Origin of the sequence: Alienimonas californiensis (genome assembly GCF_007743815.1) — a bacterium.
Lineage (GTDB): Bacteria > Planctomycetota > Planctomycetia > Planctomycetales > Planctomycetaceae > Alienimonas > Alienimonas californiensis.
In genome coordinates this window covers 3,835,848-3,850,953 of the sequence record NZ_CP036265.1, presented here as the reverse complement: position 1 = coordinate 3,850,953, position 15,106 = coordinate 3,835,848, and the positions used below count along the sequence as shown (strand labels likewise).

General features: G+C 70.3%; 12 protein-coding genes. 7 read left to right on the top strand and 5 right to left on the bottom strand.

What is annotated here, in order from left to right:
* Window positions 1-24 precede the first annotated feature (24 nt).
* The 3 genes from CA12_RS15165 to pdxA form a co-directional block, all read right to left on the bottom strand.
* Window positions 25-1,236, bottom strand: a complete 1,212-nt coding sequence (locus CA12_RS15165; RefSeq protein WP_145359874.1) for a hypothetical protein — start codon at window positions 1,234-1,236, stop codon at window positions 25-27.
* A gap of 110 nt (window positions 1,237-1,346) precedes the next feature.
* Window positions 1,347-1,991: a histidine phosphatase family protein gene (locus tag CA12_RS15160; RefSeq protein WP_145359873.1), complete on the bottom strand. Its 645-nt coding sequence runs from the start codon at window positions 1,989-1,991 to the stop codon at window positions 1,347-1,349.
* A 71-nt stretch (window positions 1,992-2,062) separates the two neighbouring features.
* Entirely contained in the window at window positions 2,063-3,181 is a 1,119-nt protein-coding gene (pdxA, locus tag CA12_RS15155; protein ID WP_145359872.1) for a 4-hydroxythreonine-4-phosphate dehydrogenase PdxA, read from the bottom strand.
* A 359-nt stretch (window positions 3,182-3,540) separates the two neighbouring features.
* Here pdxA and CA12_RS22605 point away from each other — a divergent pair, with 359 nt between their 5' ends.
* The 7 genes from CA12_RS22605 to CA12_RS15120 all read left to right on the top strand — a co-directional run bounded on the left by CA12_RS22605 (window position 3,541) and on the right by CA12_RS15120 (window position 12,878).
* Window positions 3,541-5,727 (top strand): hypothetical protein, encoded by a 2,187-nt coding sequence (locus CA12_RS22605; RefSeq protein WP_207622015.1) that lies wholly within the window; start codon window positions 3,541-3,543, stop codon window positions 5,725-5,727.
* A 232-nt stretch (window positions 5,728-5,959) separates the two neighbouring features.
* The gene (locus CA12_RS15145) at window positions 5,960-6,736 is read left to right on the top strand and encodes an SDR family NAD(P)-dependent oxidoreductase (RefSeq protein ID WP_145359871.1); all 777 of its coding nucleotides are present in this window, start codon (window positions 5,960-5,962) and stop codon (window positions 6,734-6,736) included.
* Between the two features lie 108 nt (window positions 6,737-6,844).
* Entirely contained in the window at window positions 6,845-7,237 is a 393-nt protein-coding gene (locus CA12_RS15140; RefSeq protein WP_145359870.1) for a hypothetical protein, read from the top strand.
* A gap of 64 nt (window positions 7,238-7,301) precedes the next feature.
* Window positions 7,302-7,610, top strand: coding sequence for a polyhydroxyalkanoic acid system family protein (locus CA12_RS15135; protein ID WP_145359869.1), 309 nt, complete (start codon window positions 7,302-7,304; stop codon window positions 7,608-7,610).
* 105 nt (window positions 7,611-7,715) lie between these two features.
* Window positions 7,716-11,195 (top strand): pyruvate carboxylase, encoded by a 3,480-nt coding sequence (locus CA12_RS15130; protein ID WP_145359868.1) that lies wholly within the window; start codon window positions 7,716-7,718, stop codon window positions 11,193-11,195.
* A 43-nt stretch (window positions 11,196-11,238) separates the two neighbouring features.
* Window positions 11,239-12,030 carry a biotin--[acetyl-CoA-carboxylase] ligase gene (locus CA12_RS15125; RefSeq protein ID WP_145359867.1) on the top strand — a complete coding sequence of 264 codons (792 nt, stop codon included), beginning with the start codon at window positions 11,239-11,241 and terminating at the stop codon, window positions 12,028-12,030.
* A 122-nt stretch (window positions 12,031-12,152) separates the two neighbouring features.
* Window positions 12,153-12,878, top strand: a complete 726-nt coding sequence (locus CA12_RS15120; protein ID WP_145359866.1) for a dual specificity protein phosphatase family protein — start codon at window positions 12,153-12,155, stop codon at window positions 12,876-12,878.
* A gap of 69 nt (window positions 12,879-12,947) precedes the next feature.
* Here CA12_RS15120 and CA12_RS15115 read toward each other — a convergent pair whose 3' ends face one another.
* Window positions 12,948-14,051, bottom strand: a complete 1,104-nt coding sequence (locus CA12_RS15115) for a phosphatidylglycerol lysyltransferase domain-containing protein (protein ID WP_165700785.1) — start codon at window positions 14,049-14,051, stop codon at window positions 12,948-12,950.
* A complete protein-coding gene (locus CA12_RS22175; protein WP_165700784.1) occupies window positions 14,048-15,106 on the bottom strand; it encodes an NHL repeat-containing protein in 1,059 nt (352 codons plus the stop codon). The genes CA12_RS15115 and CA12_RS22175 overlap by 4 nt, the downstream gene beginning before the upstream one ends.

Below are 15,106 nucleotides of genomic sequence, written 5' to 3'. Positions count from 1 at the left end.
ACCGGCCGTTCCCCGGGGGGAACCTCACTCCGCGGCGGCGGCCTGACGAATCGCGGGGGCGGCGATCCAGATTTTCAGCCCGACGGTTTCCCCGGGGGGGAGCTTCGTACCGCCCTCGTGTTGCTGGACCTGCACCTTGCCGACGAGGGCCTTCGTCTCGGTCGGATCGCCGGCGTACTTTTTCACCGCGTAGTTGCGGGCGACCAGCAGTTTCTCCGCGGTGGCGTGCGGCAGACCGACCACGGAGGGAACCACCTGCGGCATCGGCTGCGGAACGATGCCCGGCCCCTGCGGCGCCCCGTCACCCCCGGCCGGGGCCGGCCCGCCGGCGACGTTCATGGGGATGGCCTTATAGCCGCGCAGGTTCGGCTGGAACGGATCGCCTTGACCGAACAGCTTGCGGATCAGGCCGCGTTCGTCGTTCGTCTTCAGATCGTGGAACTGATACATCGTGTCGCTGCCGCCGCCGGGGGCGTACAGCTTGACGTTCTTCGGGAGGAAATCCGGCTTCGACAGCTCGACCCAGGCTTCGCTCCAGTTCTGGGCGTCCTGCTTCTGCAACGGCAGGACCTTGAGCATCACGGTGCTGTTCGGGTCGGCCAGCCAACGCTGCATGTCGGCGGCGGGCGGCTCGTGGTTCGGCGGGAAGCTGATCTTGAACCGCCGCTTGACCACCTCCGGCGGCATGCCGAGCAGGAACGGCAGCGGACCGTTCATGATGTTCTCGCCGCGGTGCTGCGGGGGGATCTCGGTAACGGTCACCTCCTTCTTCGCCTCGTCGATCTGCATCAGCTTCGTGCCGTCGCAGACCCACTTCTTCACCTCCCCAGCCGTCACCTCGTAGGGGGCCTGGGCACCTCGAGCGCGGGGGCGGCATTGCGATTCCGGCCGCGGGTCCAGGTCGATCCGCCCCTTATCGGGTCCTTCGTAGAAGAACTTGCCGACGCTATGCGCTTCGGTCCGAAACGAGTCGTCGGAGAGGACCTGAATGTGGCTGCCCTCCAGCTTCTGAACGTCTTTCGTGGCGTCGTACCACGCCTGCAGGGTGGCCTGCAGCGCCGGCGAGACGGCGTCGACCCGCATCGCCTGCGGGTCCGGGCGCTGCGGGGCCGGGCTCTCCTGGGCCGTCAGCGCCGCGGAGCAGACCGCGATGCAGGCGACGCCCAACGCCGACCGCACGACGACGGAACGTCCGGCAGAGAACAACGGGGCGGTCGGGCGGGTCGCGGGGGGCATCAGGCGCGGGTCCTTCGCGGAGGGGCGCCGGGTCATAGGGCGCCTCCCCATCCCAATGCCAGACCCGTTCCCCGCGCCCCAAGCAACGCACGACAGGGGCAACCGCCCGCTCAGTCCCACGCCCCCGGCACGTGCCGGTTCTGGTTGACCGACTCCACCCGCGGGGCCTGGCCGTCGACGTGGGTGATCACGTTCACGCAGGCGTTGGACTGCCGCAGGTCCGCGGCCCGGTCCAGCGGCATGCCCAGCAGGGCGGCGAGGTAGGCCCGGTTCACCACGTTATGGGCCACGACCGCGAACCGCTCCCCGGCGTGCCGGATCAGCAGCTCGGCGAACGCCGGCGCCGCCCGGGCCAGCACGGCGGCGTAACTTTCCCCGTGCAGGTAGGCGACATGTCCGGGGTTCGCCCGGAATGCGGCGAACTCGGCGGGGTGGGCCGACTCGATGTCGCCCCAGTTCATTCCCTCCCAGCGGCCAACGTTCACCTCGTGGATGCCCTCCGCGGTGCGGACCTCCAGCCCGTGCGGCTCCGCGATCGCCGCGGCCGTCTCGTTGGCCCGCACCATCCCGCTGGAGTAGACCGCCGTCATCGGCACGTCCGCGAGGAACTTTCCCACCGACGCCGCCTGCGCCCGTCCGGTCTCGGAGAGCGGCAGATCGATACCGTTCCCCTGCAAAATGTACGGCACCCGCTCGTTCGCCTCCGTGGCGCCGTGACGGATGAGGAGCAGGGTGGTGGGGCGGGCGTCAGACACGGGCCGGGCGGTTCAGGGACGAAATCTCTAGGGACAGGAGACTGGAAACCAAGGGCGGGCGGCAACGCCGCTCACGTTGTTTCCCGCCTCTCGGGATGCGGCTCTCCGAGCGCCGCGAGCTTCGCCGCGACCTCGATCGCCCCGATCATCCCCTCCGGATCGGCGGCGCCGGTCCAGGCGATGTCGAAGGCGGTGCCGTGGCTGGGGGAGGTTCGCACGATCGGCAGGCCGAGGGTGACGTTCACCGCCCGGCCCCAACCGATCAGCCGCAGGGCGATGTGGCCCTGATCGTGGTAAATCGCGGCCACGGCGTCGAACGCCCCGGCGGCGGCCTGTCGGAACAGCGTGTCCGCGGGGATGGGACCGTGCACGTCCAGCCCCTTGGCCCGCAGGCGCTCCACGGCGGGGGCGATCGTCTCCTCTTCTTCCCCCCCGAACAGCCCCCCCTCCCCGCCGTGCGGGTTGAGGGCGCACACGCCGATCCGGCGACGGCCGGCGGCGATGCGGGTCAGGAAGACGTCGAGCAGCCGGGCGGTCCCTTCGACCCGGTCGGCGGTCAGCAGGCCGGGGACGGAGGCGATCGAGGTGTGCAGCGTGGCGTGGGCGACCGTGAGGCCGTCCGGGCCGAGGGGAAAGTCGGCGGAGTTCGCCGGACCGGGGGGCAGGTGCAGCGTCATGCGGACCTCCGCCGGCTCGCCGGGTCGGCCGCAGCGTTCGGCGAGGATCTCCGTGTGCCCGGGGTGCTTGACCCCGCCGGCGGCGAGGGCGGCTTTGTTGAGCGGAGCCGTGACGATCCCCTCCGCCGCCCCGGCGAGGCAGAGGTCCGCGGCGGCCACGAGCCAGTCGTGCGCCGCCTTGCCCGCCGCTCCGCTGATTTCCCGCGGCCGCACGTCCCGGGCGAGGCCGTCCGCGGGATCGAAGCAGCGCACGACGCCCGCCGGACCGTCGAACAACGCCGCGGGGTCCTTCACCTCTTCTATACGCAGGTCGCCCCCCCCGTCCGACGCGGCTTGCCCGGCAGGAGGGACGGCCGGCGGCAGGGCGAACGCGCGGCGGAGGACCGCGGCGTCTCCGATCACGGCCGGCCGGCAACAGGCGGCGGTGTGGGCGTGGCGCAGGGCGCCCGCGGCGACCTCCGGGCCGACGCCGGCGACGTCTCCCAGCGTGAGCAACAACCGCGGGCGGGACATCGAGCGGTCCGAAACGGGAGCGGTCAGAAGCGAGTGCGGGACGGGCGGGCACCGTAGTCGCGGGGGCCGCGGCCCTCAACGGCCCGGCGAAGCTGCGACGGCGAAGCCTTCGCGCGCGGCGTCGAACGGCCCAATTCGCATCGGAGGCAGCATCATTCCGGACGGGCAACCCGTGTTCCCGCGGAAAACCGGACAACCGGTACAGAACGCCGGCCGGAGCGGCCGATACGACCCTCACACCCCCCCCGCGCTGCGTGGGGCCGCGTCGGTGGTTCGGAGTCGTGCTGTGCGACACCGACCGACGTGGACCTCGGGCTTTCCGCCGGGGGTTCGCCGGGAATCGAGTCAGGGACGAATCGATGCGGAACAGACTCCGGGGCACACTGCTGTCGGCTGCCGCGGGCGTCGCCGCCGCCGCCGCCCCGACCGGCGTGGGCTTCGCTCAAAACTACCCCATGGTCACCCCCGGCGTGGAGCCGGTTCCGGGGCAGACGTACTCCGTGCCGCAGGGGGCGATGCCCTTTGCCGGGCCGGACGCCCTGAACGAGGCGCTGCCTCCCGGGATGCACTCGCCGGCGAACGCCCACGGTACGGGCGGCCCGGGACGCGTGCCGATGGGCCCCGGTATGGGCCCCGGTATGGGTCCGGGGATGGGTCCGGGCATGGGCCCCGGCATGGCGCCCCCGCCGGGATACGGTGGCCCCCCGGGTGGTCCGAACCTGCTGCCGAACTCTCTCCGGCCGTACCCGCGGATCAGCCCGTACGACCACAAATTCGACCAGTTCTTCAACGACGGCGGGTTGTGGAAGCGCACGGCGAACAACTCGCCCCGCCGTTACTTCGGCGGCGCCAGCTACATGCAGGGTAAGTTCAAAGCCGCGAACCGGGTCACCATCGGTGCCCGGCGGGACATCATCGAAGCCTTCGAGGAACTCCAGCAGCCGTACATCCGCTCCAGCGGATTTAACAACCCCACGCTGGACGCGAGCACGATCGACTTCACCGGACCGATCTTTCAGATCCCGTGGGTGAAGGACGCGGTCATCCTGAACGGGACCGATCTGAACTACTTCGGCCTCGCGGTGATCCAGGAGATCGATCCGACGACCGGGCTGATCGCGAACTCGCCCCGGCTGGCGCCGTTCTACGACGACGACGTCGATACCATCACGACGGCGGTCAACGGCATCACCTTCATCGACCTCGGCGCCGCCGGGACGATCGGGGACCCGGATATCACCGACGACAACGGCGTGATCTTCGACGCGTTCGGCTTCGTTCCGCTGAACGGCGCCATCTTCGACCCCGAATACGACGCCAGGAACCTGCTGCCGAACTACGACCAGCTGATCGGCACCCGCTATGAAGACGCGGACAACCCCGGCATCCGGCTGCGGTTCGGCTGGGAAGAAGCCGACGGCAGCGGGTTCGAGTGGTCCGCCGACTGGCTTTCGGAGCAGCCGGACGTCTACTCCCGCGGCGACGAAGGCAACGCCCGGCGGTACTACGACTACCTGACCAACCTTCCCGACAACACGATCGGCGGCGGACTGGGCACGCCGGCCCTTCGCCCGGATCGTCGGACCCAGCCCTCGCCGTTGGGCGTGATTGTGGTCGATGCGAACCCGGACCTGTTCGGGACGGTCATCAACAAACCGAACCTGGTGACCGGCCTCACCACCACCGCCGCCATCTCAGGACTCGAGTCGTACGACGCCACACTGGCGGCGTTCACCTACGACCTGCTGTACGAGCACAAGTTCGCCGGCGAGCAGTTGGGGACGGAGTTTTCGTACATCTTCACCCCCATGGTCCGAAAGGGTCCGTTCAAACTCCGCCCGTCGGCCGGTCTGCGGCTCAACTACATTGACGAGACCTACACCTTCAACGGGTTGGACACCGGGGCGATCTACATCACCGATAACTTCGGTGAACTGGACGGCGCCGCGACGCCGCCCAACAACGTCTCCCCCGCCCTGCCGACTCCCCCCTTAATCGTCGACCCGACAGGCTCGGTGCCGCTCACCACGCTCGGTACCGGCCTGGTTGAGACGCTGCCCTACCAGAGCCATCTGCGGAACGACGTGACGACCTACCTGTTCGGTCCGCAGTTCGGCCTGCACGGGGACGTCGACGGGAAGTTCCTGAGCGTGCGGAGCCACGTGAAGGCGGGCGTCGCAGTGCTGCACGAGGAGATCAGCGTGTCCGGCGAGGGCTTCAACCTGAACCAGCACACGACCGGCGACCTGATGGCGTTCAACGATCAGCAGGAGCACGGCCGCTTCAGCCCGTTCGTCGACGCCAACCTCCGCGGCGAGTTCAATCTCTTCCCCTACGTCCCGATCGTCAACCGCGTCGGCTTCCTGAAGAAGGCCCGGTTCACCGCGGGGCTCGGCGTGACGAGCTTCTGGGAGGTCAGCCGTCCGCTGGACTCCATGCAGTGGCGTGAGGCGAACAGCGGCAACCCCTTCGTCGACAGCGATTCGGACGAGCGGAGCCAGCTGTACTTCACCAACTGGGACGTCGGCGTCACCTGGCGCTACTGAGTTCCGGCTGAGTTCCTTCGACCGGACGGTTCCCCCGTTCCCCGCCACCCCGCCCGCGGCTTTCGAGCCGCGGGCGGGGTTGTGCGTTTACGGCGCACGTCCCGGCCCGAGACTCGCCGGGGCGGCGGGTCGAGGTCGGCGGGTGCGGTCGGATGCACCCCGCCGCCGGCCGACGTAGACTCTCCGCTTCCCCCCGCCCAGCGAATACGACAGCGACCGGAGTCGAGCCCCGATGCGTTTGAAAGACCAGGTGGCCGTGGTCACCGGCAGCAGCACCGGCATCGGCCGGGCCGTCGCCGAACGCTTCGCCCGGGAGGGGGCGGACGTGGTGATCAACTACCGCAAGAGCGCCGACGAGGCCGCGGAGTGCCTCAAGGCGGTCGAGGCCGCCGGTCGCCGCGGGCTCGTCGTGCAGGCGGACATGGCCGACGTCTCCGCGGTCCGCAGACTCGTCGATCAGACCGTCGAGGAGTTCGGCCGGATCGACATCATGGTCGCCAACGCCGGCGTCGAGAAGGAGACCCCCGTGCTCGAAATCGACGAGGAGCACTGGGACTGGATCATGGACATCAACCTGAAGGGCGCCTTCTTCGCCGCCCAGACCGCCGCCAAGCACATGGCGAAGCGGTTCGACGCGGAGGGCGTCGGCGGGCGGATCATCTTCATGTCCAGCGTGCACGAGGAGATCCCCTTCCCGCTGCACGCCGCCTACTGCGCCAGCAAGGGCGGGCTGAAACTGCTCTGCCGCGGCTTGGCCGTGGAACTGGGCCACAAGCAGATCACGGTCAACAACGTCTGCCCGGGCGCGATCAAGACGCCCATCAACGCCCCGCTGCTGTCGAACAAGGAACGGATCAAGGACCTGCTCGCCCAGACCCCGCTGGGCCGGATCGGCGAGACCGACGACGTCACCGGCATCGTCACCTTCCTCGCCAGCGAGGAGGCCCGATTCGTCACTGGAAGCAGCTACTTCGTCGACGGCGGGCTGACCTGGCACTACGAGGAGTGAGCCCGAAGCGCGAGCTTCGGCCGACGAGCGAAGTGAGTCCTCAGTTCGGAAACCGCATCGACGCATGGCCGGAGCTTGCGCGCCGGGCTCACAGGCGAGGCGCACCGCATGACTGATCGCATCGTCTCCCTGCTGCTGCGGGCCGCCGGGTGCCTGAACCTCACGGCACTGCTGTTCGCCTTCGGGCCGCGGCGCTGGCTGGAGGAGGGGCACGAAGCGCTGCTCGGCGGCCCCTTCCCGGAGGAGCCGATCGCGGAGTACCTCGCCCGCAGCGCCAGCCTGCTGTACGCCTTCCACGGCGGCCTGCTGATCTACGCCGCCGGCGACCTCCGCAAGTTCGCCGGCTGGCTGCGGCTGTACGGCGGGCTGATGATCGTCGCCGGGCCGGCCTTCACCACCGTGGACCTCTTCAGCGGCATGCCCGCCTGGTGGGCCTGGGGCGAGGGGGCGACGCTGGTCGTCGGCGGGGCGCTCGTTCTCTGGCTGATGCGGGGGCGGTAGAATCCGCTCCGCTTGCGGTTTCGCGGGCGTTTCCGGGATCACGTTCGCCCTCGGCCCCCCCGCCATGCCGCTCGTCAACCTGTCCATGAAGCACGGAGCCACCCTCGCGGAGGCCGAGGAGCAGCTTTCGCAGACCGTGGCGGAGGTGACGGCGAAGTTCGGCGGGTTCGTCCGGGGAGTGGAGTGGGGCGAGGACCGCCGCCGGGTGAAGCTGATCGGACCAGGGATGTGGGTGTCGATGCAGGTCGACGCGGAGCACATCCACGCCGAGGGCGACGTCCCGGCGCTGACGGGCCTGCTGGGCGGGGGGGTGAAGAAGGCGTTGGAGGGCGCAATCAAGCGGAAGTTTCCGAAGGCCCTGCCGGAGAAGTGACGCGCCGGCGGGGAAGCGCCCCGCCGCGGGGAGAAGCGAACGCCGGACGCGGGTATCCTCCGCCCCGCGCCGCACCGTCCCCCCACGTTCCCGACCGCTTCCCCGATGGCCGACCCCCAACCCTCCGCCGGAGCGTCCCAGTCCGGTCCGATCCGCAAGCTGCTGGTCGCCAACCGCGGCGAGATCGCGATTCGGATCTTCCGCAGCGCTACGGAGTTGGGCCTGCGGACCGTCGCCGTCTACACCCACGAGGACCGCTTCGCCCTGCACCGCTTCAAAGCGGACGAGGCGTATCAGGTCGGCAAACCGGGCGAGCCGCTGGCGGCCTATCTGGACGTGCCGAACCTCGTCGCCCTTTGCGTGCGGGAGGGCGTGGACGCGGTGCACCCCGGTTACGGGTTCCTGTCCGAGAACGCGAACTTCGCCCAGCAGCTCGAAGCGGCCGGCGTGCGGTTCATCGGGCCGACCGTCGACGTGCTCAAGGGGCTGGGCGACAAAACCAGCGCCCGCACTCTCGCAAAGCAGGCGAACGTGCCGGTGCTGGAGGGCACCGAGGCCGTCACCGACGTCGCCGAGGCGAAGACGCTCGCCGACGGCATGGGCTACCCGGTCATGCTGAAGGCCGCCCACGGCGGCGGCGGCCGCGGCATGCGGATCGTGCGGACGGCCGACGAACTCGCCGACGCCTTCGAGGGCGCCCAGCGGGAGAGCCAGACGGCCTTCGGCAGCGGGGAGATCTTCCTCGAACGCTTCATCGAGCGGGCCCGCCACATCGAGGTGCAGCTGCTGGGCGACGGGCACGGCAACCTCGTGCACCTGCGGGAACGCGACTGCTCCGTCCAGCGCCGCCACCAGAAGGTGGTCGAGATCGCCCCGGCTCCCAACCTGCCGGAGAAGATCCGCGACGGGCTGTGCGACGCCGCGGTCAAGATCGGCGCCCAGGTGAACTACCGCAGCGCCGGCACCGTCGAGTTTCTCTACGACGCCGACCGCGAGGAGTTCTACTTCATCGAGGTGAACCCCCGCATCCAGGTGGAGCACACCGTCACCGAGGAGGTGACGGGCATCGATATCGTCAAGTCTCAGATCCTCGTCGCCGGCGGGGCGCGGCTGGACGACGAAGCGATCGGCCTGCCCTCGCAGGACGTAGTGCGGGTGGACGGCTTCGCCGTGCAGTGCCGCGTGACGACCGAAGACCCCGCCAACGGCTTCGTCCCGGACTACGGCCGCATCGCCCACTACCGCAGCTCCGGCGGCCCCGGCGTGCGGCTGGACGCCGGCAACGCCTTCAGCGGGGCGGTGGTCAACCCGTTCTACGACTCGCTGCTGGTGAAGGTCACCGCCCAGGGACGGCGGTTCCAGGACGCCATCACCAAGATGAAGCGGACCCTGATGGAGTTCCGCATCCGGGGCGTCAAAACGAACATCCCCTTCCTGCTGAAGGTCCTCGATCATCCGACCTTCGTCGCCGGCGAGGCGACCACCCGGTTCATCGACAGCACCCCGGACCTGTTCAAATTCCCGGACCGCAAGAACCGGGCGACCAAGCTGCTGCGGTACCTCGGCGAGACGATCGTCAACGGCAACGAGCTGGTGAAGGACCGCCCGCCCGCCCTGCGCCGCGAACCGGCCCCCGTGCCGAAGTTCGACCCAAAGGCGGCGATCCCCAAGGGCAGCCGCGACAAGTTCAAGGAGCTCGGCCCGGAGAAGTTCGCCGGCTGGATCCGCGAGCAGGAACGCCTGCTGATCACGGACACCACCTTCCGCGACGCTCACCAGTCGCTGCTGGCGACCCGCGTCCGCACGAAGGACATGCTGAACGTCGCCGACGCCTACGCCCACCGGCTCAGCGGGCTGTTCAGCATCGAAATGTGGGGCGGGGCGACCTTCGACGTCTCGATGCGGTACCTGAAGGAGTCCCCCTGGCAGCGGTTGGCCGACCTGCGGGAGGCGACCCCGAACATCCTGTTCCAGATGTTGCTCCGGGCCAGCAACGCCGTCGGGTACACCAATTACCCGGACAACGTGGTGAAGGAGTTCGTCAAGGAGACGGCCGACGCCGGGCTGGACCTGTTCCGCGTGTTCGACGCCCTGAACTGGACGAAGAACATGCGCGTCGCGATGGAGGCCGTCCGGGAGACCGGCGCCCTCTGCGAAGCCTGCCTGTGCTACACCGGCGACCTGCTCGACCCGAAGCGGACGAAGTACGACCTGAAGTACTACGTCAGCCTCGCCAAGGAGCTGGAATCGCTGGGGGCGAACATCCTGGCGATCAAGGATATGGCCGGCCTCTGCAAGCCGGAGGCGGCCCGGAAGCTGGTCAAGGCGCTGCGGGACGAAACCGACCTGCCGATTCACTTCCACACCCACGACACCGCCGGCATTCAGGCCGCGAGCATCCTGAACGCCGCCGACGTGGGCCTCGACGTCGCCGACGCCGCGATGGCCCCGCTGTCCGGCGGGACGGCCCAGGTGAACCTCAACACCCTCGCCGAGGCCCTGCGGTTCGGTCCCCGCGACACGGAACTGCCGACCGCGGCGCTGTCCGAAGCGGCCACCTACTGGCGGGCCGTGCGGGAGTACTACCGCCCCTTCGAGGCCGACGTGCTCCCCGCCACCGGGGACCTGTACGACCACGAGATGCCCGGCGGGCAGTACACGAACCTGTTCCAGCAGGCCCGGGCGCTGGGCCTGGCGGACCGCTGGCAGGACGTCTGCCGCATCTACGCCGAGGTGAACCGGCTGTTCGGCGACATCGTGAAGGTGACCCCGACCAGCAAGGCGGTCGGCGACATGGCCCTGTTCCTCGTCGCCAACGAGATGGAGGCGGAGGACGTCCTCGCCACCGACCGCGAACTGAGCTTCCCGCAATCGGTCGTCGACCTGATCGGCGGGGCGATGGGCCAACCGCCGGGCGGCTTCCCGGAGGCGGTGATGAAGAAGGTCCTCCGCGATCAGGAGCCCTTCACCGACCGCCCCGGCGCCAGCCTGGACCCGGCGGACTTCGAGAAGGCCCGCGAGGAGGTCGAGAAGCTGACCCCCGGCGAGGCCGGCGACCGCGACGTGCTGAGCCACCTGCTCTACCCCGCCGTCTTCAAGGACTTTGCCGCCCACCGCGGCCAGTTCGGCGACACCAGCGGCCTGCCCACGCCCAACTTCTTCTACGGCCTGGAGCCGGGGGAAGAGGTCGCGGTGGACATCGAGCCCGGCAAGCGGCTGATCGTGAAGTTCCTCGCGATCGGCTCCCCGCACCCGGACGGCACCCGCACGGTCTTCTTCGAGCTGAACGGCCAACCCCGGGACGTGACCGTGCAGGACCGCAGCCTGGAGGCGGACGCCGCCGCCGCCGTGAAGGCCGACCCGGCCGACCCGAATCAGATCGGCAGCCCGATGCCGGGGATGGTCGTGACCGTCGCCGTCCAGGCCGGCGACCGGGTCAAGCCGGGCCAGAAGCTGCTCACGATCGAGGCGATGAAGATGCAGACGAACCTCGCCGCCGAGAACGAGGCCGTGGTGAAGTCCGTCAGCGTCGCCGCCGGCTCCCAGGTCGCCGCGGGCGATCTGCTGGTCACGTTGGAGGCCTGACTCAACGCCGAGGGCCGGCCGGCCCTCGGCGTGACGCGTTCCAATGTCCTTCCCCCCCGACGCCGCCGCCCGCCTGCGGAGCGAGACGTTCGTTCGCTCGGTCGAACTGCACGCCGAACTCGGCAGCACGAACGATCGGGCGCTGGAACTCGCCGCGGACGCCGACGCGACCCTGCCGGTCCTCGTTCTTGCCGAGCGACAGACCGGCGGCCGCGGCCGGGGGGCGAACCGTTGGGCGGCCCCGCCGGGCTGCCTGACCTTCACCCTGCTGCTCCGTCCGCCGGAGGGCCTCCCTGATGCGGCCCTGCTCGCGCCGGTCGCTGGACTGGCCGTGGCGGAGACGGCGGCGGGCCTGACGGACGCGGAGGTCGGGGTGAAGTGGCCGAACGACGTGCTGCTCCGCCCCGCCCCGCCGGTTCCCGGTGTGGAGGTCCCCTGGGGCAAACTGGCCGGGGTACTGTGCGAACGCCCGCGGCTCGACCGGGTCGCGGTGGGAGTCGGGCTGAATCTGAACTGCGACCCGGCCGCGTTCCCGTCGCACCTCCCCCGCCCCGCGGCGACGCTGCGGGGGGAGCGCGGCCCGCATGACGCCCTCGCGGTTCTGATCGATTTGCTGGTGCGACTCGAAGCCGCCTTCACGGATCTCGCCGAGGGCGGCCGGCTCGATCCGACCCTCTGGGCGGCCCGTGACGTGCTGGCCGGACGGGCGGTGAGCGTCGCCGCCGGCGCCGCTAAGGTGTCCGGCACGGCTTGCGGCGTGACCGCCGACGGCGCCCTGCGGGTGTTCGACGGCCAGGCCGCCCGGGAGATCCGATCGGGAACGGTCGATTGGTGACCGCGGGCGTCCGCGGCTCCGTTTTTCCGTCGCGGACCTCGATTTTTCAGGGCGGGAACCGGTCTCCCAATCAGCCGGGAGTTGTGCGAAGACGGGAACACGCCACCCTCGAGGAGTTCGTCATGTCCGTCGCCGTTGCCACCCCGTCGTCCGCCATGGGCGCCACCGACTCACAGTCCGCCGCCGGCCGGTCGGAGTCGCATCGTTCCTCCTCGCGGAGACACGAGTCCGCCCAGCGCGGCTGGTGGATCGCGGGCTTCCTGATCCTGTCCGGCCTCGCCGCGGTCCTGGCCTGGGACGCGGTGAAGTACGAATTCATCGCCAAACGCTTCGGCGTCGTCGAAACCGACGGCCTGTTCCGCAGCGGGCAGATCTCCGAGGCGATGTTCGTGCCCACCCTTGAGGAACACGGGATCGACACCGTCATCTGCCTGATGGGCAACGACAAGGACGAACCCGGTCACCCGGAGGAGGTCGCCGCGGTCGAAGCGATGGAGGACGTGAAGTTCGAACGCTTCCCCCTGCGGGGCGACGGCACCGGCGACTTCGAGACCTACTTCAACGCCCTCGTCGCCCTGACCAGCGCCCGTCGGGCGGACCGCAAGGTACTGGTGCACTGCGCCGCCGGCTCGCAGCGGACCGGCAGCATCGTCGCCGCCTATCAGTTGCTCGTCCTGCGGGAGGACCCGGCCGACGTGTACGCTGAACTGGGCCGCTACGGCTGGGAGCCCGACGACGCCGCGATGCTGGACTACCTCAACCAGCACCTCCCGGAGTGCGCCCGCCGCCTGTACGAACGCGGGCTGATCTCCGAGATCCCCGACCCGATGCCGGTCCTCGGCCCGTAGTCGAGACCACCTGAACTAGTCGCCCGCGTCCCGGATCTTTCCCAAGGTCCGGGACGCTTTGCTGCGCCGTTACGGAAGGGCGCCGAAGGCCGCCGGGCGCCGCAGGTCAGCCCAGGTTCCCCGCAGCGCCCGCCGCGGATCGACCCGCAGCACGCCGCTGGCCCGGACGAAGTCGGCCGCCTGCCGGGCCGTCACCCGCGGCCGACCACAGGCGTAGAGCGGTTCGAGCGTCGGCCGGAATCGGGATTTGAAATGCCACAGGCCGCGGGCGTCGAACAGGCCGTTGCCCGCCCGAATCCACGCCCGCACGCCCCGGGCCACGAGTCGGTTCTCCCCCGCTGGCGCCGGCCCCGTCACCACCGCCGGCGCCGGGCCGAGGGAGACGGCGCCGATCCCTTCCGCGACCAAATCATCCAGCAGTCCGCGAACCAAGGCCGCGGCCGTGCCGGGGGGGGCGTCCGGCCGGGTGTGGAACGCCCCGAGGGTCCAGCGCCGCGACCCGTCCGCCTCCCAGCGGCCCAGCGGGCAGGCGGTGGCGAAGCCGACGGCGCCCCCCCGGACCGCGGCGACCCACACCCTTCGTTCGTCCGACGGCCCTGTCGGCGGCAGGGCGACGAACGGCCCGGCCGGACGCCGCTGCGGTTTGGCGGCGAGGTGCGCGGCGAAGATCGCCGGGAGGTCCTGCCAGGCCGCATCGTGGTCGTTCAGTTCCCGCACCACCGTCCCGCCCCGCTCCGCCCGGGCGCAGGCGGCGCGCACCGCCCGGTACCGGGACCCGGACCAGTCCCCCGGGTGTCTCACCACGCACTCCGAAGCGGTCCGCGTCGGCTGGTAGCCGGCAGCGAGGAGCGGGGGCAGTTCGGCCTCGGTCACGTTCAACGACAGCGGCGCCAGACCCAGCGGCTCGGCCCACGCCTCCGTCAGGCGGATCAGCGCCCCCGCATCCTCCGGGGCGGCCAGCGGTCCGCCGGGGATCAGCGCTGTCGTGCCGCAACGAATCGGCCCGACGGCCCCGGGCGGGGAGGGAAGCGCGAGCAGACCCCGCCCCGGCTCGCCGATCAGCAGACCGTCCGCGGTGCGGGCGTACTGCCGGGCCAACCGGCGGGCCGTCCCCGCCGGGTCTTCGCCGCCCGCCGGGCCGGCGTCGCAAACGGCCGGGCGGGATTGGATCACACCCGCTTCAGATAGGTCAGGCGGCCGGTCGGCACCCACTCGGCGACGAGGATGTCCCCGCCGTTCACGAACGCCGCGTCGTGCGGGGCGACGAACCGGCCCGGCTTCCACTGCTTCGGCTTGTTCCGCATCGCCCGGCCGTCCGCCTGGGTGGACTCGATCCAGTCCGCGTCGTCGCCGAGGTGGGTGAGCAGGTTGTTCTCCGCATCCAGCAGCGTCACCCGGGCCCTGAGGTCCGGCACGAGGCGGACGCCCGACTCATGCACGTCGGCGAAGTCGCAGGGGCTGGGCACGGTGTTCGCCGCTTCGACCCGCAGGAACTTGCCGTTCAGGTCGAAATAGCTGATGCGGTGGTTGCCGCGGTCCGCCACGGCGAGGGCCGGCTCGCGGCCGGGGCGGTCGTCCCACAGCAGGCCGTGCGGGCAGTTCAACTGGCCAGGCTCGCCACCCTTCTCCGCGAACACGCCGACGAGGTCGCCCTTCGCGTCGTATTTGATGAGGTGGCTGGACCCGTAACCGTCCCCGACGAAGAAGCCGCCGTCCGGGGTGAAGGCGACGTTCGTCGCCATGTACCGCTGGCCGTCGCCGTACTGCTTGGCGTCCGGCTGGCCCCAGCGGCGGACTTCCTCGCCGGCCAGCGTGAACTTCACCGTGCAGGGCTGGGACAGGTCGGTCAGATACAGAAACTCCTCGCCGCCTTCTTCACGCAGATCGAGCCCGTGGCCGCCGCCGTGGAACTCTTCGCCCCAGGACCGCAGGAACTTGCCGTCCGGATCGAACGCCAGCACGACGGCCCGCTTCGGGCCGCCCTCAGCCTGATGGCAGAGGAAGATCGTGCCGTCCGCGGACTGGCAGACGCCGTGCGTATTGCCCCAGGCGAACCCCGTTGGCAGTTCGCCCCAGTTCCCCTGCCACTGGTAAACGTGTTCGCCGGAACCGACGGTGACGGGCTTCGAGCCGGTTTTGTCGAACGCCCGCAGGAACGGCGCTCCGGTCAGGGCGACGGCGGCCGCCCCGGTTTGCAGGGCGGTGCGGCGGGAAACGGAACCGGACAT

What these genes read in the sequence shown, in the direction of transcription:
- CA12_RS15165 (WP_145359874.1), bottom strand. Translation starts at nt 1,236, where the DNA reads ATGCCCCCCGCGACCCGCCCGACCGCCCCGTTGTTCTCTGCCGGACGT.
- pdxA (WP_145359872.1), bottom strand. Translation starts at nt 3,181, where the DNA reads ATGTCCCGCCCGCGGTTGTTGCTCACGCTGGGAGACGTCGCCGGCGTC.
- CA12_RS22605 (WP_207622015.1), top strand. Translation starts at nt 3,541, where the DNA reads ATGCGGAACAGACTCCGGGGCACACTGCTGTCGGCTGCCGCGGGCGTC.
- CA12_RS15145 (WP_145359871.1), top strand. Translation starts at nt 5,960, where the DNA reads ATGCGTTTGAAAGACCAGGTGGCCGTGGTCACCGGCAGCAGCACCGGC.
- CA12_RS15140 (WP_145359870.1), top strand. Translation starts at nt 6,845, where the DNA reads ATGACTGATCGCATCGTCTCCCTGCTGCTGCGGGCCGCCGGGTGCCTG.
- CA12_RS15135 (WP_145359869.1), top strand. Translation starts at nt 7,302, where the DNA reads ATGCCGCTCGTCAACCTGTCCATGAAGCACGGAGCCACCCTCGCGGAG.
- CA12_RS15130 (WP_145359868.1), top strand. Translation starts at nt 7,716, where the DNA reads ATGGCCGACCCCCAACCCTCCGCCGGAGCGTCCCAGTCCGGTCCGATC.
- CA12_RS15125 (WP_145359867.1), top strand. Translation starts at nt 11,239, where the DNA reads ATGTCCTTCCCCCCCGACGCCGCCGCCCGCCTGCGGAGCGAGACGTTC.
- CA12_RS15120 (WP_145359866.1), top strand. Translation starts at nt 12,153, where the DNA reads ATGTCCGTCGCCGTTGCCACCCCGTCGTCCGCCATGGGCGCCACCGAC.
- CA12_RS22175 (WP_165700784.1), bottom strand. Translation starts at nt 15,106, where the DNA reads ATGTCCGGTTCCGTTTCCCGCCGCACCGCCCTGCAAACCGGGGCGGCC.